Source organism: Thermococcus argininiproducens, assembly GCF_023746595.1.
Lineage (GTDB): Archaea > Methanobacteriota_B > Thermococci > Thermococcales > Thermococcaceae > Thermococcus_A > Thermococcus_A argininiproducens.
Window position 1 is genome coordinate 483,769 of sequence record NZ_CP080572.1, and the last position, 20,480, is coordinate 504,248.

The 20,480-nt window shown below is 39.9% G+C and carries 20 protein-coding genes; 9 read left to right on the top strand and 11 right to left on the bottom strand.

Annotated features, from left to right (window positions below; all coding sequences use genetic code 11):
* Positions 1-2: 2 nt before the first annotated feature.
* From K1720_RS02545 to K1720_RS02555, 3 genes are read right to left on the bottom strand one after another with little or no spacing between them, the layout of a single operon-like run.
* Complete coding sequence (locus tag K1720_RS02545; RefSeq protein ID WP_251949648.1) at positions 3-3,344, bottom strand: ATPase, T2SS/T4P/T4SS family; 3,342 nt, start codon at positions 3,342-3,344, stop codon at positions 3-5.
* On the bottom strand, positions 3,286-4,191 hold the full coding sequence (locus K1720_RS02550) for a hypothetical protein (protein ID WP_251949649.1): 906 nt from the start codon (positions 4,189-4,191) through the stop codon (positions 3,286-3,288). The genes K1720_RS02545 and K1720_RS02550 overlap by 59 nt, the downstream gene beginning before the upstream one ends.
* A 5-nt stretch (positions 4,192-4,196) precedes the next feature.
* On the bottom strand, positions 4,197-5,603 hold the full coding sequence (locus K1720_RS02555; protein WP_251949650.1) for a DUF515 domain-containing protein: 1,407 nt from the start codon (positions 5,601-5,603) through the stop codon (positions 4,197-4,199).
* 96 nt (positions 5,604-5,699) lie between these two features.
* On the opposite strand from K1720_RS02555, the gene K1720_RS02560 reads away from it, so the two are divergent.
* The 6 genes from K1720_RS02560 (at position 5,700) to trm14 (ending at position 10,763) form a co-directional block, all read left to right on the top strand.
* Positions 5,700-6,032: a TIGR04076 family protein gene (locus K1720_RS02560; protein ID WP_251949651.1), complete on the top strand. Its 333-nt coding sequence runs from the start codon at positions 5,700-5,702 to the stop codon at positions 6,030-6,032.
* Positions 5,989-7,062: a GTPase gene (locus K1720_RS02565; protein ID WP_251949652.1), complete on the top strand. Its 1,074-nt coding sequence runs from the start codon at positions 5,989-5,991 to the stop codon at positions 7,060-7,062. Before K1720_RS02560 ends, K1720_RS02565 begins: the two co-directional genes overlap by 44 nt.
* Positions 7,063-7,140: 78 nt before the next feature.
* A complete protein-coding gene (locus tag K1720_RS02570) occupies positions 7,141-8,169 on the top strand; it encodes an ABC transporter substrate-binding protein (RefSeq protein ID WP_251949653.1) in 1,029 nt (342 codons plus the stop codon).
* Between the two features lie 41 nt (positions 8,170-8,210).
* Entirely contained in the window at positions 8,211-8,918 is a 708-nt protein-coding gene (locus K1720_RS02575) for an ABC transporter permease (RefSeq protein ID WP_055281080.1), read from the top strand.
* Entirely contained in the window at positions 8,915-9,637 is a 723-nt protein-coding gene (locus K1720_RS02580; RefSeq protein WP_251949654.1) for an ABC transporter ATP-binding protein, read from the top strand. Before K1720_RS02575 ends, K1720_RS02580 begins: the two co-directional genes overlap by 4 nt.
* A gap of 37 nt (positions 9,638-9,674) precedes the next feature.
* Positions 9,675-10,763 (top strand): tRNA (guanine(6)-N2)-methyltransferase, encoded by a 1,089-nt coding sequence (trm14, locus tag K1720_RS02585; protein ID WP_251949655.1) that lies wholly within the window; start codon positions 9,675-9,677, stop codon positions 10,761-10,763.
* Positions 10,764-10,768: 5 nt separating this feature from the next.
* Here trm14 and K1720_RS02590 read toward each other — a convergent pair whose 3' ends face one another.
* From K1720_RS02590 to K1720_RS02605, 4 genes are all read right to left on the bottom strand, one after another.
* Positions 10,769-11,446: a fumarylacetoacetate hydrolase family protein gene (locus K1720_RS02590; RefSeq protein WP_251949656.1), complete on the bottom strand. Its 678-nt coding sequence runs from the start codon at positions 11,444-11,446 to the stop codon at positions 10,769-10,771.
* Between the two features lie 45 nt (positions 11,447-11,491).
* The gene (locus K1720_RS02595; protein WP_251949657.1) at positions 11,492-12,541 is read right to left on the bottom strand and encodes an aromatic amino acid transport family protein; all 1,050 of its coding nucleotides are present in this window, start codon (positions 12,539-12,541) and stop codon (positions 11,492-11,494) included.
* Between the two features lie 223 nt (positions 12,542-12,764).
* Positions 12,765-13,919, bottom strand: a complete 1,155-nt coding sequence (locus K1720_RS02600; RefSeq protein ID WP_251949658.1) for a tryptophan--tRNA ligase — start codon at positions 13,917-13,919, stop codon at positions 12,765-12,767.
* A gap of 119 nt (positions 13,920-14,038) precedes the next feature.
* Positions 14,039-15,427 carry an acetate--CoA ligase family protein gene (locus K1720_RS02605; protein WP_251949659.1) on the bottom strand — a complete coding sequence of 463 codons (1,389 nt, stop codon included), beginning with the start codon at positions 15,425-15,427 and terminating at the stop codon, positions 14,039-14,041.
* A 156-nt stretch (positions 15,428-15,583) separates the two neighbouring features.
* Between K1720_RS02605 and K1720_RS02610 the strand changes: the two genes are divergently transcribed.
* From K1720_RS02610 to K1720_RS02620, 3 genes are read left to right on the top strand one after another with little or no spacing between them, the layout of a single operon-like run.
* Positions 15,584-16,165 (top strand): transcriptional regulator, encoded by a 582-nt coding sequence (locus K1720_RS02610; protein ID WP_251949660.1) that lies wholly within the window; start codon positions 15,584-15,586, stop codon positions 16,163-16,165.
* 24 nt (positions 16,166-16,189) lie between these two features.
* Positions 16,190-16,495: a DUF211 domain-containing protein gene (locus tag K1720_RS02615; protein ID WP_048160675.1), complete on the top strand. Its 306-nt coding sequence runs from the start codon at positions 16,190-16,192 to the stop codon at positions 16,493-16,495.
* Between the two features lie 4 nt (positions 16,496-16,499).
* On the top strand, positions 16,500-17,060 hold the full coding sequence (locus K1720_RS02620; protein WP_251949661.1) for an ArsR/SmtB family transcription factor: 561 nt from the start codon (positions 16,500-16,502) through the stop codon (positions 17,058-17,060).
* Here the strand turns inward: K1720_RS02620 and K1720_RS02625 are convergent.
* The 4 genes from K1720_RS02625 to K1720_RS02640 form a co-directional block, all read right to left on the bottom strand.
* Positions 17,057-18,499: an NAD(P)H-hydrate dehydratase gene (locus K1720_RS02625; protein WP_251949662.1), complete on the bottom strand. Its 1,443-nt coding sequence runs from the start codon at positions 18,497-18,499 to the stop codon at positions 17,057-17,059. The genes K1720_RS02620 and K1720_RS02625 overlap by 4 nt on opposite strands.
* A gap of 47 nt (positions 18,500-18,546) precedes the next feature.
* Complete coding sequence (locus K1720_RS02630; RefSeq protein ID WP_251949663.1) at positions 18,547-18,888, bottom strand: hypothetical protein; 342 nt, start codon at positions 18,886-18,888, stop codon at positions 18,547-18,549.
* A complete protein-coding gene (locus K1720_RS02635) occupies positions 18,885-19,514 on the bottom strand; it encodes a molybdopterin-dependent oxidoreductase (protein WP_251949664.1) in 630 nt (209 codons plus the stop codon). Before K1720_RS02635 ends, K1720_RS02630 begins: the two co-directional genes overlap by 4 nt.
* 355 nt (positions 19,515-19,869) lie before the next feature.
* The gene (locus K1720_RS02640; protein ID WP_251949665.1) at positions 19,870-20,457 is read right to left on the bottom strand and encodes a [protein ADP-ribosylglutamate] hydrolase; all 588 of its coding nucleotides are present in this window, start codon (positions 20,455-20,457) and stop codon (positions 19,870-19,872) included.
* Positions 20,458-20,480 lie beyond the last annotated feature (23 nt).

Genomic DNA, 20,480 nt, shown 5'->3' on the forward strand with positions numbered 1-20,480 from the left:
CTTTATATGATTCTTCTTACTTTCTCAGTCAGTTCAAGGGAAGCGTCTTTTTCGATCCTCATTAAAGTCTCTTCCGGATTAATGTAGAATTCTCTTATATAGTGCCCAACTTCTTCGATACTTCTTATTCCCTTTTCTACCATCCATTGAAGAACGACTTCTCTCTTTAGTCTCTCTTCTAAGAGTTCCTCTGTGGTGAGCCCAGTATGTTCAGCAAGCTGGTTCATGACCCTGCTTGGAACTCCAGTGTGATAAAGTTCATCCTTTGCTGGATTGTACTTGTAGATTGTATTTAGTTGAACGCTTTCTCCTTCTATTCCTGAAACCTCTGCAATCTCAGTTATTCTTCTTATAGTTCCTTTCTTTCTGTTGTTGAATCTCACTTGCATTATGATGACATCAAGAGCTGGAATCATAATTCTCGGAACGTTCATGGGAGGACTCTCAAGCCTAACAATAGTCTCTCTGGCGGAGTTGGAGTGTATTGTTCCCATACAGTTAGATACTAGAATTCCATTAGCCACATAGTTGTGGTCATCGTCAACAGTCAAATCGTAGAGATACTCGATGCCAAGCTCCTTCGGATCGACTTCCTCAACACTTATAACCTCATCCCAGTAGACATCACCCTCAGCTATCAGTTGAAGTCTCTTAGCAGTAACCCAGGCTTCTTCATCACCAAGATCTTTTGCAATCTGTTGGAATGCAAGAGCAATCCCCTTAAGCGCTGAACGTCTTATTTCCTTGGATCTTCCTTTCTCCACATGCCTTATAAGACTCTCTGAGATTTTTTCATCAGCATAGTGTGATGCCATTTTTGAAAGCTCTGCAACAGTTAGCCCGAGCCTTTCACGAAGCGGTTTTATCATTGCACTCGATATTGGAACGCGATATGTCCTCCTTCCACGATAGGATTTTTTGTCCCTGATTATTTCCTCAAGTTTCCTTCTCTTCCTTGAGTGGTTAAGTGGGACTAGTTTAGCAAACTTTTCTAAGTCCCTAATCCCACTGACAGTGACCCTGAATATATAACCGTCTTTGAAGCCTCTATTCTTCACACGAGAAACGGTGCTTATTATACCGAGCCTCTGGAGAGCATACCAAACTTTTCTTGCTGCACTCTCACTTTTGGTAGTGAGAATAAGTGCTGGCCTGCTCTCATCTACATACCCATCAGCATCGAAAAGCCCGGCAATGAAATATCTCATGAGGTCATCGTTGGATAAAACAATATCAGGAATGTCCCATATTTCTGACTTTTTGCCCTTGGGTATATTGAATATCCTTGAAAGCATTTCTGCAAAGATTTTAGAACCTAAGGTAACGACCATACTCGTTCTGTTGCCCCTAACCTGCGGTGAATACCCGGGCAGGAAATTCGAGGTAGCGTTTATGAAAGCCCTCATGTACTCCTCATCATCAAAAGTCGCTGAAACATAGTAGCCATTCGATGCTATATACCCATCACCAAGGATTACTCCTGCAAGATAAGCTAAGTTTCCATCGGCCTCCTTCACCAACTTTACAGGATTAGAATTAATTGATGCCAAGAATTGGGCTTCTTCGGGCGGTATTCCATCGTTCGGGACTTTTAAAAGGCCCTTCCCATTGGGGACGAGATAATAATCACTTAGCTTTACATAAAGCTCAGGTGGGATGATGGCCTTTCTTTGGGGCGGTTTGGGTGGATTCATCATTATTGCAACTCTGTCTCCTTCTTTAAGCTTCCCTGCTTCCTTTCTTAAAACATCACCCTCAGAGAAGACAAAGAATGGATGAGTCTTGGTAAGTATGACCTCGTTGCCTGTCCTCGTTTTTATACGTATCAACTTCTCATCTTCTCTAACCTTTCTCCTCCAAACTTTTGAAACAATGTGTTTTCCTGCCTTTAGGTCAGGTCCAACACTCACAACCTCGAAGCGATCTTCCTCATCAAGGACTATGTACTCAAGGTCTTTGTAGGTTTCGATCCTGTCCGCATACTTTTTAAAGAGTTTCTCTACGAGGTTTCCGATAAGCTCAAATTTACCATTTGATAGCTGGATAACTGAGAAATCGTAGAGAGCACCATTATGTCCCGTGTTCATTGCAGTGAACATCGTTCTTGCCTCTGGACCTCTGACCTCACCCACAATAATCCTATCTGGCCTCATACGTAAGGTATTTTTAACTAGGTCGTCCATTGTGATTTCTCCTCTACCTTCGATATTTGGTGGCCTAGTTTCAAGCCTCACCCAGTGTTCAATTGGGAGCTGGAGCTCAGCTGTATCTTCTATGCTAATTACACGTTCACTTGGAGGAATGAACATTGCCAATGCATTAAGAGTTGTTGTCTTACCCGAACCTGTTCCTCCCGCTACGAGCACGTTTGCTGGCTTAACTCCAAGTCCATCAACAAAGATCCACAATAAGGATGCTATTTCCAAATTAAATGTACCATACTTCAGAAGATCAATTATCGTCAAAGGATCCTTTTTGAATTTTCTTATGGTCAACGTAGGACCTTCCAAGCTTATAGGTCTAATTGTTGCGTTAACTCTACTTCCATCGGGTAGACGGGCATCTAAAAGGGGTGTTTGCTGGTCAATCCTTCTTCCAACCTGTCTAGCTATACGTTCGATTATGTTTAATATCTCTCTTTCATCGTCAAAAAATATGTTCGTTTTGCACATATAGAACTTCCTATGCCACACATAGACTGGCTTTCTAGTCCCAATAACCATGACTTCTTCTAAATTATCGTCTCTAACTAATGGATCTAGTTTACCGTATCCAATCATATTCTGAACCACTAGATTTACTAGAATCTCCATTCTTCCTTCTGAAACATTTGGGGCAAGTTCTCTCATTATGTTCTTCACGGCCCTGCCAAAAATCCTCCTTCTTTCTTCTGGGTCAGGGATGCTTTCTGGATCTATTTGAATTTCAGCGATCGCCCTATCTCGAACTATCCTAACCAGCTTTTCTTCCTCCTCACTTAATTGTGGAAGTCGAATTTCATATATCGGTATTGGCTCTCCACTAACTTTTAGAATTCTCACATTGCCATAAACATCAAGTACTTTTGCCTCTTCACCATAATACGTGGGTGTAGGAGTTCTCACAGGAGGACCACGAGTCTTTTTCAATATCCTCTCTAAACTTCTGTCTCCCCATGTCTCGCTACTTCTATACGAAGTTGGAGTCTTAACCTCAGGTATCGTAGAAATGTCCCCCTTATCCCTCAGACTAGGGGGTTTTTCTTCATGTTCATCTTTTATTATTTCCTCTAATGGGGGAGCCTCCTCATTGAGGATTTCTTCTATCCATGATAAACCTGAACGTTTTTTCTTTTTCTCTTCCAAATTCACTCACCCACATTAGATTTTCCCATTTAACTCTGTATTCATATTCAAAATCATGGCCCCCTAAAAATACTATCCATACAGGATAATCAAACTTTAACTCTGATCTTTGTACGGTCTTTGCCACTTCAGGCTTCTCTTTACTCTTTGCCAGGAGATTATCCGTTAGAGAATAAACAACAACCCTTGAAGAAAGCTCCGATAGGTCTGTATTGTTCTCAGATTCTCTATCAAGGTAAGTGGGCATGAACTCTCTTACATACTGGGCGTATTGAGACAATATCACATCTACGTACTCACTGTATTTCATAGTGTATTCGGGTTCAAACTCATAAATCTCTGCTCCATCAAAGAGGATTGGTATTCCGACAGCAATATACTTAACTTCTTCTGCCAGGGGATTTTTCACGGTCACTTTCACACTACCTGTATACTCAACTACCTTCACATAACCATCGGAAATGAAGAAGGTATCAACCATGTAATATTTTTGTGGATACAACACTAATTCTGGATAAACCGGACTATAGAAAAGGTTTGGCCCTTCTACTCCACTCACAGAACTCACAGATAAATCCTCATCTATTTTTACATTTACTTGCAAAGTTTCGTAGGGGGCAATCCAAAATCCCATGTTGTTTACATTAACTATCTCATTTCCTTTTCTGATTAGAGTGTATTCATAATCCGGATTGATTAATACAAACTTATAAAAGGGGCCTGCATTTACTAAAGTCACATTTAAGTCAACTATCCCAGAAGCCTCAATATTTCCCCCCTCTTGGGCATTTACTAAACTGGAAACTAACAAAATAAAGAAAAAGGCAAAAGCCACCTTTTTTATCATGCCACTCACCCTACAATCTTTGTTATGTAAAGCGCGTTTCTATATTTGAGTATGTCCTCAACGAACTCTGCCGGTACTTCAACTATCACTAGAACTTTGGCCGTTGGGTCTGTGGCCATGAGACCTGTATCCTGCTCTAGACCAAATACTTTCCACATGTATCTGCTCAGCTGTTCCTTAACCTCGTCTGGAGCTGCTATTTTGTTAGCTGCAATTGCTTTCAATATTTCTGATAACGCCACATTGTAGGTGTAGGAAGCAGTTATTGTCTGGGAACTTGACTGTGTAGTCGAATGGCTTTCATCTTTGCTCTGCTCGTAGGTGATTGACTGATCACCAGGGGCATAACTCTCAGAGTATTGATCTGAGTAAGAGGTCTCCGTAGAACTTTCTATGTTATTACTCTCTGTCTGTGACTCAGAAACTGAAATTTCGCCTGAGTCTTTTAAAAGAAGTACAGTGGTTATGTATCCTTCATCAGCTATCTTTTGGATGGAAGTTGCATTTACCTGAGCAAAAATCTTTACTTTGTCTCCAGAAGACAAGAACGCCCCGTTAACGTTTTCTCTTGGGAGAACCAAGGCAACTTGAACCATCTCTGCTTTCTCGATTGTATACTGCATTAATTCAGCAAAGTCTGTAATTTTACTTAGAACGTATTTGGCCTCTGGTTTTGTATATATGCTCTTCTCAACACCTTTCTTAAGAATAACTTTTTGAGTCGGAGTGGCATCTATAAGGTAATAATAGTACTTCCTCCACAGATCAAGCAGATACGGATTGGGATCAATTAACAACACCTCATCCTTAGTTTCTGCTGAATTAACTCTCTCCTTTAATTGGTTTAATGACTGAATAGCCTCACTTTTTATGTCTGCTGGAAGGGGCTGAGAAAGAAGGAGTTCAAATGATTGTTCTATCTCTGATAACTTAACCGTCTTTGCATCTTGAAGTTCTTTTTGACGCTTTTCTTCTTCTAATTGTGCTTTTCTCTGTTCTGCCAAAGTTTTCACATCAATCTTCTCAAGTTCTTCTACGCTTTGGGCCCTGCTAATTTGATTTATTAGCTGTGTTTTCAAAGTATCATTTTGAAGTTCCCCAGTGAAGTATTTATTGACCTCTGCGATTTTTGCAAGTTTAGCCTCCTCAAGCTGTTTCGCTGCCCTATTTTGATAAGTTATGTATACCCCAACAACAACAGCTATGATAATTATCGCCAGAATAGAAGCACCAATAATAATCCTCCTACGTCTTTCCCTCTCTCTAAGTCTACCAAGTCTAGAGGGTTTTCTAGTGGGACCAGATGGTCTTGCAACTGGCACAGAGGGAGTTTTTGATTCCCCCCTCTCCTCAACAGAAACTTTCCCTAATTCTCTCAAACGTCTAATTTTTTCTTCAATATCTTCCGCCACGGTGAGCACCACCACAATAATAATTTTCTTTTATGAACTAATAGTCCTAGTAAATATTTTAGTCTTCATTCCTTATTTACCTTTTGGTGATGAAAAATGGAAAAACTGGTAATAAAAGCCATAAATATTAAGGGGAGGTGCCCAGTATTCAAAGTAGGGGACAAGATAGTTATAGAAGGCCCAAAGGTCAATCTAGAAGAAACTACTGCAATTTGCACACATGCCTTTGCATCATTCTTACCCTACATAGTGGCCTTGCGAAAAGGTGTTAAACCCCAAGAGATAGGATTGGGTAGAGGGGAAAAGGCTTACGTTCAATGTTTAGATCCAGGACCACCATATACAAATGGAGGAACTGTAATCTTTGAGATAACGGTGATACGAGATGAAACAGAAAAAGGCTTGGAGGATAGTAAGGGAAGCGATTAAAGAAGGCGATATTATAGTCGAGGTAGTGGATGCTAGAGATCCAATAGGGACCAGAAATCCTAAAGTTGAAAAACTGGTACAGGAAGAAGGAAAAAAGTTACTAATAGTTATGAATAAAGCTGATTTAGTGCCAAAGAAGTGGGCTGAAGAATACAAACAGAAAAACCAAAATCTCCCAATAGTCTTTATCAGTGCAAGAGAAAGAAAAGGAACCGGCATCTTAAGAAAAGAAATAAAAAAGATTGCAAAGGAGCTTTTTAATGAAGGCAAGGAAAAAGTAAAGGTTGTCCTAGTAGGATACCCCAATGTAGGAAAAAGCACAATAATAAATGTCCTAAAAGGAAAGCATGCCGTCGGCACTGCCCCAATACCTGGATATACAAAGGGAAAGCAGCTAATCAAGCTTTCCAAGAGAATATGGCTACTTGATTCTCCTGGAGTAGTTCCCATCGATGAGTTTGAAGAGCTTGTTATTAGGGGCGGTTTTCCTGCAGATAAAATCGAAGATCCTGTTAAACCAGCCTTAAGACTCATACGTAGAATCTTGGAAACAAGAAAAGAAGCCATAACTGAAAAATATGGAATCGACAAATTCGAAGATGAGGAACAAATATTAGAGGCTATAGGAAAGAGAAAAGGCCTCTTAAGAAAAGGGGGAGAAGTTGACCTCGAAGAAACTGCGAGATACCTTTTAAGAGAGTGGCAGACTGGAAAGTTCACCCTTTTTGGCAAAGAAGAGAAAAGAGGGGAAAGCTTTATCGGGGATTTTGAAGAGATCTTGGATGAAATTGAACGTGAATTCCTAATCGACCCAAGGAGGATCCTTTGGAAATATGAGGACCAGCTCTGGCCCAGAAAAGAACGACGTGTTGGAATCAGAGAAATTGAAGGAGTTATAGTAGGAATAGCAACAGGATTTAAGAAATGCCCTTCTGCCATACGATTCCTTGAAGAGTTAACAGGTAAAAAAGTGATTGCAAGTGAATGCTTTGGTGGGAAATGGAAGGGAGTAATAGCAATTCTGGAATGACTTTGTTAAGCAAAGATGTTTACTATTTGTGCAGAATGTTTATAAAATATTTTTCCATACCCAAAAAGGGATACAGCTATGAAGAGGATGACGTTCATCTTTGTGGTATTTCTAATTATGAGTGTCGCTATTGGATGCATTGGAACTCCCAAAGTAGAGAACACCACTACAGAAACTCCAAGAGTTTTGACAATCTCAACTACAACAAGTCTATATGACACAGGAATTCTAGAAGAAGTTGTTGCACCAGCATTTAAAGAAAAATACACCATTGAATTACGTTTTATCCCCAAAGGTACAGGTGGAGCAATTATGGATGCGAAAAACGGTGCAAGTGATGCTATTCTAGTTCATGCACTTTCCAGAGAACAGGCATTTATGGAAGAAGGCTATGGTGTTAATAGAAAAGTATTCGCATACAACTTTTTTGTAATTGTTGGCCCAAAGAGTGATCCCGCTGGAATTAAGGGATTGGGTGTCACAGAGGCCCTTAAAAAGTTAGTTGAGTACGGAAGAATGCATCCTAACCAACTCATATGGATTTCAAGGGATGATGGTTCTGGAACCAACACAAAAGAGATCGCATTGTGGAAGGCAGCAGGGTTTAGTTTCGAAGAGCTTAAGAATGAAAAGTGGTTTGGAACGACAGGTTCAGGGATGGGAAACACGCTTCTATACACAAGTGAGAGAAAAGCTTACACTCTCTCTGATATCGGAACGTATCTTAAATACCAGAAAGAGGGTAAAATTGACTTGGATGTGCTAGTTGACAAAGGAGAGGAGCTTATAAATGTGTATGCCATAATCATCATAAATCCAGAGAAGATTGGAGATAAAGACTTTGAAGGCGCAATGCTTCTTGCAGAATGGCTCACTTCTGAAGAAGGGCAAAAAGCAATAGCAGAGTATGGAAAAGAGGAATTTGGGCGATCTCTTTTCTACCCAGCTGTTCCAGTGCTAGAGCAAAAAGAAGGAGAAGTCTTTAAGTGGTTACTCAAATACGGCTTCATGAAAGATGGCGGGGTGTATACTGAGTGTCCAACCAAATTCCGATATAATGCCGCCTACGACTTTTTTGAGTTTCCAGCCACAATGGTAGAAGGATAACACTTTTATTTTATCTCTCTATTTATTGAGGAGGACAAAAGATGGCATGGGAGTATATAATCCAGGGATTTTCAGAGGCCCTAGGGCTTATAACAGAGCCTTATATTATTGAAATAGCCCTAAGATCAATAAAAGTATCGGGAATAGCTACAGTAATGGCCGTTGCCTGGTCACTTCCCCTATCCATGTTAATAGGTCTTAAAAATTTCCGAGGAAAATGGCTTGTTAAAACCTTCATTAATGGTCTTATGGGAGTACCAACGGTTATTTGGGGCCTCATACTTTACCTCCTTCTTGTGCCACGAGGGCCCCTTGGGACACTTGGTCTTCTCTATACAGAAATGGGAATAAGCTTTGGTCAAGCTTTACTCATAACTCCGATAATAATGAGCATAGTGGTGAACTCTCTCGAGGCAATTGAAAATGAGATCAGGGAACTGGCTTTAACCCTGGGTGCGGATGAGATTAGAGCATCATTTCAAGTGGTTATAGAGAGTGTTGGAGGGATAATACTAGCAATAATCGCTGGATTTAATAGAGCAATCGCTGAACTGGGAATAGCACTTATGATTGGAGGAAATATATACGTTAAGGGAGGCCACTACAACACGAGAGTACTAACCACGGCAATTCAGATGTACACTGTAAGAGCTGAGATCAGCGTTGCCATAGCCCTTGGGATAATACTAATGGGGATTGTTTTGGGAGTAAATCTTCTATCGAATCTCATCAGGAAGTGGTTAACATGAGCTTCATCAAAACAATTGGAATTACAAAGAGATATGATAATGGAGAACCTCCCGCTCTTGAAGATGTAAATCTCGAAATTAAAAAAGGAGAGATATTCTGCATAATGGGACATAGCGGGGCTGGAAAAACCACACTATTAAGGATTTTAGCCCTTTTAGAAAAGCCAGATTCGGGAGAGTACTACTTTGATGGAGTCAAAGTGAGCTGGAACGACAATTTAAGAAAACATATTACAATGGTTTTTCAAATTCCCGTGATGTTTAACACTACCGTTTTTAAGAACATAGCATATGGGCTAAAAATCAGGGGATACTCAAAAGAAGAGATAAAGAAAAAAGTCGAGGAAGTTTTAGAGCTGGTTAGACTCCAAGGTTATGAAAATAGAAGAGCAAAATATCTTTCAGGTGGAGAAAAGCAACGAGTTGCCATAGCAAGGGCAATTGTCCTCGAGCCAAAGCTTTTACTTATGGACGAACCAACTGCAAATTTAGATCCAACAAATTCTGCTATAATCGAGGAAATAGTTAAGGAAATAGTTAAAGAAAAGGAAACTACAATACTCTTTTCAACTCATAATCTATTCCAAGCAAAACGATTGGCCCACAGAGTGGCCCATATATACAAAGGGAAGATTATCGAGATAGGAAAGACAAAAGAAGTTTTTGAACGACCGAAGAATGAACTAACAAAGAGGTTTATTAATGGAGAGCTCTTCTGAGCTAAAACTTATAACAGGGAGTTAAGTATTCTGAACCATGAAGTTACTGTTAACAACATCTCGAGGTATTGAGGATTTAGCAAAAAAAGAAGTTGAGGGGCTCATAAAAAGAGCAGGCTTAAAAGGAAAAGTCGAAGAAAAGCCTTTGGGAGTCGAAGGTAGGATATGGGCCGAGATTGAAGAGAGCTATTACTTTAATAGAAAGGGAAAAAAGAGAGAATTTGAGATTGCCTCTTTTTTGAATGAAAACTCCCGACTCTTGCATAGAGTCATTCTCCATATCTCATCCACAAAGCTCCCTAGCTTAGAAAAAGAGAAAGCTCTCAATGAGATCTATAATTTCGTGTTTAATTCCCCCATCGAGAACTACGTAAAGATAAGTGAAAACTTCGCCGTTAGGAGTTTCAGAAAAGGAGAACATGAATTTACAAGTGTTGATATCGCAAAAACCGCAGGAAGTGCCATATATGATAAGCTCTCAAAGTTTGGCATGCCAAAGGTAAATCTAGACCATCCAAGCGTGATTTTTAGGACAGAATTGATTGATGATGTCTTTTTCTTGGGTATTGACACCACGGGAGATTCCTCCCTCCATAAACGACCTTGGCGCGTTTATGACCATCCGGCCCACTTGAAAGCATCAATAGCAAATGCAATGATAGAACTAGCAGAACTGGATGGAGGGAGCGTTCTAGACCCGATGTGTGGAAGTGGTACCATATTGATAGAACTGGCATTAAGAGAATATGATGGAAAGATAATTGGAATTGAGAAATATGAAAAGCATTTGAGAGGAGCTAAAATGAACGCTTTAGCTGCTGGGGTTTCAAATAAAATAGAGTTTATTCATGGCGATGCCACAAAACTTTCCAAGTATATTGAAAGTGTTGATTTTGTGTTAAGCAATTTACCCTACGGTTTGAAGATTGGGAGAAAAAGCCTGATTCCTGAGCTCTATATGAAGTTTTTTAACGAGCTTTCAAAGGTTTTAGAAAAACGAGGTGTCTTTTTAACCACTGAAAAAAGAACTATAGAGAAAGCTTTCGAGGAAAATGGATTCAAAATACTCCACCATCGGTTAGTTGGACACGGGGGGTTAATGGTGCATTTGTACATAGTTAAATGAAGAGGTTAGCAAAGAATCGATCGCTCTGCCAACACATCTTCTTTTAAAACCCCAATCCCTTCTATCCATGCCTCTACTACATCACCATGCCGTAAAGGTCCAACACCTTCTGGAGTCCCTGTTGCAATTATGTCACCCTTTTCGAGCGTCATTATGTTTGAGATGTATTCAATTATCTCATCTATTTTAAAGATCATTTTACTGGTTCTTGAAAGCTGTCTGACTTCACCATTGACCTTGAGGCCTATTTCAAGATCAGTCACATCAAGCTCTCTTTTATCAACTACACGCGGACCAATCGGAGCGAATGTGTCAAACCCCTTAGGTACTGTCCAAGGAAGACCCTTCGTCTTTGCCTCCCTTTGAAGATCCCTGGCCGTTATGTCCATTAAGATAGTATAACCCAATACGTATTCCATTGCTTTTGCTTTCGGAATGTTTTTCCCTCTTTTTCCAATTATCACAGCAAGCTCTACTTCATGATGAACCTCTTTACTTCTTCTGGGGAGTATTATAGTCTGATTTGGGCCTATTAAGGAGGATGAAGGTTTTAAAAATATCACAGGCTCTTTTGGAACTTCGTGGCCCAATTCTTTAGCATGCTCTGCATAATTTCTTCCAAGACAGATTATCTTGGTTGGCCTAACTTCATAAAAACCATCTCTAAAGGGTAACCGAATCATTACATCACCAAATGAAATAATGAAGAAAAAATAAAGAGTTTGCCCTCAGCTGACTTCCGCTTCTCTATCCCTAAGGAACGCAGGCTTAAGCTTATAAGTTATATAGAGGACAATTGGCATTATTATAAAAGCCATAAGATCTCCCGTACTGCCTGCAGCCCCCAAAACCTCAACGAAGTCCCTAATTCCCACCATATAAAGTATCAATGGTGGGAAAACTGTTATGATCCAAGCGAATTTCCTATTCATCTTTAGGTACTCTTCCATGTTGTCCAGTTGAGCCAAACCAAGGCCTATGTAACTTGTCAAGATAGCAAAGATCGGAATTAAACTTCCAACAAGCATCCCTATTCGTCCATATAGCTGTTCGAGGGCTTGAGTAGCTATTTGGGGGGTGTTCTCACCAAAGACTAGAAGGAATGAAGCCACAAATAGTGAATAAACTATAGCCGGAACTAAGAAAGCCAAAAGCAACACTTTTTTAGCCTCTTCATAACTCCCAAGCCCCTTATAAATATCCGGAACTATTGTATGACAGCCAAATGCAAATATCGCAACCCCAAAGAGAGTTACAATTCCCTCACTCCCCACATAAAATGCGTTCTCAACCTTTGTATGGGGTATAGCCATTATCGCAACCACTACAAAAAGGGCCAATAAAACACCACTTAGTATCAATTCACTCTTCCCTGACATTTCCAGTCCTCTGTAGATAATAAAGCTGGCAAATGCCCAAAAGACCAACGCACCCATTTCCTCACTTATACCAAAAAGGTTTGCAAAAACACTCCCACCACCAGCAACATAGGCCAAAAGAGCACCGTAACTCATTAAAGAGATGCTAACAAACATTAGTACTCCCCCTGGCCTTCCTAATATCTCCCTAGCCAAAGTAGACATCTGTTTTCCACCATTTTTTGCAGAAAGTTCAAGAACAAAAAGGGCAGTAATATACATGGTTAAAGCCACCAAAAACATTAGAGCCACGCTTGGGATCAAACCGATTTTTCTTGCTGCATAGGGCAAACCCAAAACACCTGCACCAACTTGGGTTCCTATAGCTAAAGCAAGAGCTTCATTCCTACTCAATGCCACTTCTTTCACCTCCAAAAAACGAAAGCTTTTCGAAGGTAATAAAACTTGCTCTATGTAAAATTCATTCTTTAATGAAGAAATAGAAACGTCCATCTGCATACATGTACACGAAGGACAAAAAGAAAAGAACACGGTATGAAATAATTTTCAGAGAAAAATGGGAAATCCCGAAGCCATATATTACTTTTCTTTGAAAGCCTCGCCCTTAAGGACGGGGAGGAGGTCAGTTCTTTAGAGCTTCGGGAATCGATTTGTCCCATTGTTCTTGGGCAAGTTTTCCAGTATACTTGAATCTCTCTACCAGATCTCTTGCTTTCTCTCTTTTCTCCTGGTGTTCTTTTAAGAAGTTCTGGACCTTTTCTATGAGATAGCGCTTGCATTGACCGCAAAGTATTTCTCCACTCTTACAGGCATTGTACCTTTCGAGGAGTTTTTTATCATCAGGTTCAAAGAATATTTCAAGCCATTTAAATACAACACACTTGTCGGGTTCGCCTCCCTTTTCGCGCTGCTCTTTTGCAGTAGCCCTCCCACCAGTTAAAGCATATTTCCAGATTTTTTTACCAGCCTCTTCTGGATTATCCGTTAGATAAATAGCTGTTTCTGGCTTTGAAGCACTCATTTTTCCCCCCAAACCCAATAAACCAGGTACAAACTTTGAATGAAGTGCTGCCGCTTTATAATACCCCAAACTCTCCGCAAAGTCTCTTTGAATTCTCCAATAGGGATCTTGGTCAATAGCAGCAGGGATTAAAGAACGTTTCTCTTCGAAAAATGTTGGAGCAGCTTGAATAGCAGGGTAGAATATCATTCCAACCTTGCTTTGATCATTAAATCCAAAAACAGCCTTTGCCATAGAGTAAGTTACTTTTTTCGCTATAGGGATGGCCATCTCGTATATCTTGGTGAACTCAGTGTCCTGAAAGATGAATGTCTTATCGGGGTCAAACCCAACAGCAATTATATCAAGTATGTTCTCATATGCCCATCTTTTTGTTTCTTCAAGGGTAAGCTTGGGTTTAAAGAGGAATTTCTCATCATCTGTGATTTGAACATACAGGTTAACTCCAAAATTATCCTGAAGCCACTTTGTGGCAAAGAATGGAATTATGTGACCAATATGCATTGGGCCGCTTGGCCCCCTACCCGTGTAGAGGAAAAATCCCTTTCCTGCTTCGTAGTCCTTAAGCACTAAATCATAGTCCCTGTGGGAAAAGAAGAACTTCCTCTTGAAATAAAGTGGCAGATCACTTTTTGTAAGTTCTCTTGTCTTCTCCAGTAGGTCGTCTGTAAGGGGTGTTGTTCCAAATTCTTTGATAAGCTTGTTGTAGTCCACTATTCCCGTAACTTCCCATGGAGTTACCTCAAATTCTGGCACAGAATTCACCTCCTAAAAAGACTAAGCTAGTCAAAAGAAGGATAGAATTTTTACTACCAAAGCCAAAAGCAATCACCGAACATGAACTAAAAATGGGAAAAGAAAATTTAAAGTTTTCCCTAACCTTCAACTTCTTTGAGATATTGTCCATATTTAACAAGTGCATACGCTGCATCGACTCCATCTTCTACAGTCTCAAAAACTGGTACTCCTACTTTTTCTATTCTTCTAGCCATCTTCTCTGGGTAAGCTCCTCCAGGAGCTATGAATATAACTGGCTTGCCGTATTCTTGCATTCTTGCAACTGCATCAACAATGCCATCATCCAACGCGGGACTCTGGAAAAGGGCTATAACAGCTAAGACATCAACATTTTCATCTTCTATAGCATAGCGCATGGCTATTTCGTACCTACTTGAGGGAGCATCACCAATAATGTCAATTGGGTTCTTATAACTCATGTGTTCTGGAAGTTTTCCTTCTTCTATAGCTTTTGCAAACCTCTCTTTAGTCTCTTCGCTCAATTCGGCCATTTTTAGCCCGGACTCTAGCACCCCATCGCTCATCATAACTCCTGCGCCACCACCATTTGTAACTATCGCTATCCTGTTCCCTTTTGCAGGTTTTTGCATTGCTAAAGCTTTAGCATAGTTGAATAGCTGTCTCATGCTTCTTGCTTCTAAAACTCCACTTTGCTCAAATGCTGCCTGGTAAATAGCATAACTTCCCGCGAGAGACCCTGTGTGGGAGGCCGCAGCTTTTGCCCCAGCCTCAGTTCTTCCACTTTTAAGAATTACAACAGGCTTCTTCCTTGTAGCATCTCTCGCTGCCTGTAAAAACTTTCTTCCATCTTTAACTCCTTCAAGATACGCCGTTATAACTTTAGTAGCATTATCATCTTTTAAATACTCCATAAAGTCACTCTCATCCAAATCAGCCATGTTTCCAAGGCTTATGAACTTGCTCATTCCAACCTCGTGCCTCGCAGCCCAATCAAGAATTGCCGCTCCAAACGCTCCACTCTGACTCATGAATGCTATACCACCAAATTCTGGCCTAGCCTGTCTCTCAGGTGGATTAAACGTACAGTCAAAACCGTTTTCAATGTTAGTGACACCCAAACAATTTGGCCCAACCACCTTTATGTTCCATTTTTTGGCTACTTCAACAAGTTTTTCTTCAAGTTCAATGTTTCCAGCCTCTTTAAAACCGGCACTTATTACAACTGCCCCCCTAATTCCTTTTTGTCCACATTCCTCGAGGGTTTGGGGAACAAATTTTCCTGGAATCGCTATTACTGCAACATCAACCTGATCTGGAATCTCTAAAACATTTTTGTAGGCTTTAAGGCCCATTACCGTCTCTTCCTTCACGTTAACAGGGTATATTTTTCCCTTGAATCCAAAGTTTATGAGGTTCTTCATTATTGCGTTACCGATTTTTCCCTCTTTATTTGAAGCTCCAATGACAGCAACGCTCTGTGGGTAGAACAGAAAATCTAAATCCATGTTTTTCACCTCTTTACAGTAATGTTCATCCTTGCTGTGTGATGTGGGGATTTTACATTTATAAAATTTTCCAGAGAAGAGAAATCTCTAAAAAGAGAAAAGGTTATATTCTCGAGCGCTTAAATTTCTGTTAGAACGTTAAAATTGGTGAGAGTTATGAAAAAGAAAGTTAAAGTCATCACAGATCCAGAGGTAATAAAACTTATGCTTGAGGATACAAGAAGACAGATACTAAGACTGTTAAGAAGCAGAGAAATGACAATTTCACAACTTTCTGAAATACTTGGAAAAACCCCACAAACTGTTTATCACCACATCGAAAAACTCAAAGAAGCTGGCCTCGTCGAGGTAAAAAGAACCGAGATGAAGGGAAATCTAGTAGAGAAGTACTATGGAAGAACCGCAGATGTGTTCTACATAAACCTATATCTTGGAGATGAGGAGTTGAGATATTTAGCAAAGTCCAAACTAAAAACAAAACTCGAGATCTTTAAAATACTGGGCTACAAGTTTGACGAAGAAGAACTTTTGAATCTCATGGACAAAATTACAGAAAAGGAACATTCGTATACAACAAGGATTTCCAAAGAATTGGAGGAAAAAGGGGAGGCTCTGAAAGAATTTTCAAACGAAGACATAATCCACGCCGTAGACTGGCTCACCATGGCCGAGTTAGGAAGGGATGGGGAGGCCCTAGAGCTCCTGAGAAAACTTGGAGAAATCCTTAAAAAGGAGTAATTTCAAGAGTCGTTGGGATAAAAGATGGCAAAGGGAATTAGACTTCTCGTATTGGATGTGCTCAAACCCCATCAGCCCATGGTAACTGAGCTGGCTCTGGGGTTAAGTGAGCTAAAAGGGGTTGATGGGGTTAACATTACCCTTGTGGAAATCGATAAAGAAACTGAAAATGTTAAGATAACCATTGTTGGTGACAATTTGGATTATGAAGAAATAGTGAGAACCATCGAGGAATTCGGGGGAGTTGTACACAGTATTGATATGGTGGCCGCTGGTAAAAAGATTATTGAAGAAAGTGAAACTCCTCAAGATAGATTAGAGGAATTTTGATATCATGAAAGATGTTCTTATAGTTACCGACCCCAAGAAAATTAGGATATTAGCTGAGACGACCCGCTTAGATATTATTTCATTGCTCAGGGAACGTGCAATGACAGTATCTGAACTTAGCATGTTACTTAATAAAGACCCTTCAACAATACATCGACACATAAACCTGCTTAAGCAGGCAGGTTTCATTGAAGAGGTTGGAAGGGAAGGAAGTGAAAAACTCTATAGAAGGAGCGCAAAAGTGTTCCTAATATCCCCTTATGAAAATGATGCCAGTGCGTGGGTAGCGATGGACAGGATACACACGAAGGAGGCCGTGAGACTCTATGAGATATTCACTGAAGCCGGATTCATAATACCCAATAAAAAAGAGTTCGTAAATCTGATAAAGAAGTTTTTAAGTAATTTTGAATTTCTCTCCAGGGACATCGTTAAAAGACTTGAAGGCGTCGAAATGAATCGTCTTGAGTTTATTCGGATAATGGTATTACTGGCCCTCATAAACTCCCCCAAACTGCAAGAAGAAGCAAAAAAATTAAGGAAGATTTTAAAACTTGAGGACTAAAACTCCAAAGCCCACTTAATAGCAAAAGGAACTTTTTTAGCAACTTCTAATGCAGTGTAATTTTCCCCCATTTCTTCTTTTACAATATCCCCTGCAAATCCCGTAAGAAAGGCCCCTACTGCGGAAGCTCTCAATGGATTGTTGCCCAAAGCCAATAAACCACCAATAATCCCCGAGAGAACATCCCCCGTTCCACCAGTGGTCATTCCCCTATTTCCTGTTTTATTATATTTCCAAGTAGTTCCATCACTTATTATATCATAAACCCCTTTTAGTAGAATTGTACCTTCTATTTGCTTTGCTTTTTCCATTACAATTCTGACTTTTTCAATCAAGTCTCCTTCAGGTTTTTCTCCAAAAAGAATCTTGAACTCCCCTGCATGTGGGGTTAATACGAATGTTTTACCTTCAAGAATATTTAGATCTTCTGCTATCGCTTTTAATCCATCAGCATCTATAACTAAAGGTTTTTCACACTGTTTTACAAACCCTCTAACAAATTTTTTAGTTTCTTCTTTTTGGCCAATTCCAGGGCCTATAACAACAGCATCAACATTTTTTGAAAGCTCTAAAGCTCTTTTAACATGAACTTCTATGAAATTTTCGCCATTAAAAGGCCTCAAAATTAAATCTGGATCATTAATCCTTCTAGCCGAATATTCAGGCATGGCTAGATAAACCAAATCCACTATATAGCTAGCAGCTTTCGCTGCCAGGTAGGGTGCGCCAAAGTAATCTTCACTCCCCCCAATCACCAAAAGTTTCCCATTTTGGCCTTTATGTTCACCTTTTTTCCTCAAGGCAAATTTTACATCTCCCGGACCAATTAAATGGTAAAGTTCTTTTGGATAACCGATTTTCGCTATTATCCGCTCAAAACCCCCATATTCCTCCTTGTCCCATTGGAAAGTTACTGCAAAGTCACAATTTACCTTAACGCTCGATGGATAGCCGGTTGGCAAATCAACGCTAACTATCCTAGCTTTTCCTGAATATTCATTGATTTTCTCGACAGCACTCTTTATTGGTTCCCTTAGCTCACCTTTAGTACCTGCACCAAGAAGAGCATCAACAATCACATTAAACTTAGCAAGATCTAATCCTTTTATTTGAGTTGAGTCTTTTAGAGTTTTAATCTTTACAAAATCAAGCTTTTTGAGAATTTCCCAGTTGTGTTTGGCTTCCTCACTTTTGATCTTTATCTCATCCCCTACCAAAAACACGGTAACATCATTTTCAAAGCTCAAATGCCTCGCTATTACAAAACCATCCCCGCCATTGTTGCCTGTCCCACAAAAAATCGCCACTTTAAGTCCCTTTCCAAATTTTTCTTCTATAATTCGAGCAACTCCAGCCCCAGCATTTTCCATGAGCTGAAATGGCGAAATGCCGAGCCACTTAGCATTTATGTCCCAGATGTAGACATCCTCAATTTTCATGAGCATCACCATGAGAAGATTTAGAGCAGGAGAATTAAAGGATATCGCTAGAAAAGAGTTCTCAGTTCAACTACCGTGACCACCCAAAGAGTATATAATACAACAACCAGAAGGGAGTGGCTTAAAACTGTTCTTACCTTCGGATTTCTAATCTTCTTGAGCCCAAAAATCTCAAAACCGGCATATGAATGAAGGAGTAACAAAGCTGTAAACCCATAGCGAATCAAAACATAAGAATGAACTGAAGAAGAGTTCTCATAAGATAAGAGGCCAAAAGTGAAAGTGTTTAGGGTTTTTGGACTTATGATCCCGTAACCACTCAAGACCAAAATAAGGGAGAGTATGAACAAAGGAATAGAGGTAAGTTCGACAATTTTGAATGCTCTCACGACCTCTCACCTATGTAAGCATCGTCAGGATAACCCTCGCTTTCATATGTCCCTAAGAAATTGTAATCAACAAGCTCTATTCTAATAAGGTACTTTATCCATTTATAACCCCACATATCTGGAGCAACCAGCCTGGGCTCGATAGACTCATTATTGAATTCATAAGCAATAATTATCTCCTCATTTTTAAATGGCTCATCCACTGGAAGGTCTGTCATAAAACCATCTTGTGCATAAAAAGCTATTTTTATTGCATTTTCTTTCACACCCGCTCGCTCCAAGATATAAGAGAGCTTAACTCCCTTCCATAAACCTTGTTTTCTAGCTTTACCGGGATAACCTACACAATAAAGTTCAGAAAAAACCAAAGTCTGCGGCATATCCTTAAGCTGCGAGAGGGTAATGTTCATAGGCCTTTCAACAAGTCCTGTAACTTCTATAACCCACTCACCCACCTCTTGGGAAGTATTTTCCCCCAATATTGGGGAGGGCTGCTCATAGGAAGAGTTTTGAAAAATTTCTTTCTCAGAAACTTGATCGACTTTTGGTTCGGAATCCAATCGCAGTAGAGTAAATATTGCCAAAATGGCAATAAAAAAGGCAGCAACAATAAGTTTTTTCTCCACAATACCCACCATTTTTGAATAATTGTTCCAGAGTTATAACATTAACTGGACATTTTTGAGAAGTTCATTGGATTAATGAGAATATATCAGCCATAATTAGCTTCTCTTTTTTAAAAAAGAGAACTGCAAAAAACCCGATTAAGGCACTTAAATGTCATACCAGGGCAAAGACTAACAAACCACTTAAATTACCCACTAAAAGAGTTTTTAACAGTACATATGAGAATTCGAAAATGAGTGAACAATGGTACATTGTAGAAAAAGACCACTTCAAGAGCAAAGTCCATCACCGTGATGAAGCGAAAAGCCAATCTGAATATGAAAAGGAAAGGGAACCAAAGAGTTAGATCATTTTTCATGAGTTTCCATCCTTCTCAGCCCCAAAAATGTCTTTGGCCCTCTCGTAGTCCTTCTTAGAATAGAGCACTAGATAAACTTCTTTCAAACTCTTTGCTTCCTTTGAAAACTCATTAACCACCTCTATGAACGTTTTCACAACTTCTTCAAAAGGACAGCCATAAATCCCAGCGCTTATAGCTGGAAATGCTATGCTTTCAGCTTTCAACTCACCAGCCTTTCTCAAAGCTCCAAGAATAGCTTTCCTAAGTTTATCCTTTTTATTCTCATCCCACTTACCGCCACAATAAGGACCAACTGTATGAATGACATACTTAATCCCATGTTGTTCCATTTTTAAGGCTGGTGTTACAACCACTTCCCCATGTTCAATCCAATCCCTTCCAATCTGCTCTCTCATGGCTTCTTTGCTTATTTTTATGTACTCTCTCACATTTCCAATTGCTGCTTTTGCTATTGCATAGGCCACGCCACCACCATGTTCAAGATATTTGTTAGCAGCGTTAACAATAGCTTCAGCAGGGAACTTTGTTATGTCTCCTTGAGTCACTTTAAATGTGAGAGAACCAAAACTAAGCTCAACCATGCTCCCACCAAAAATAAGTTGAA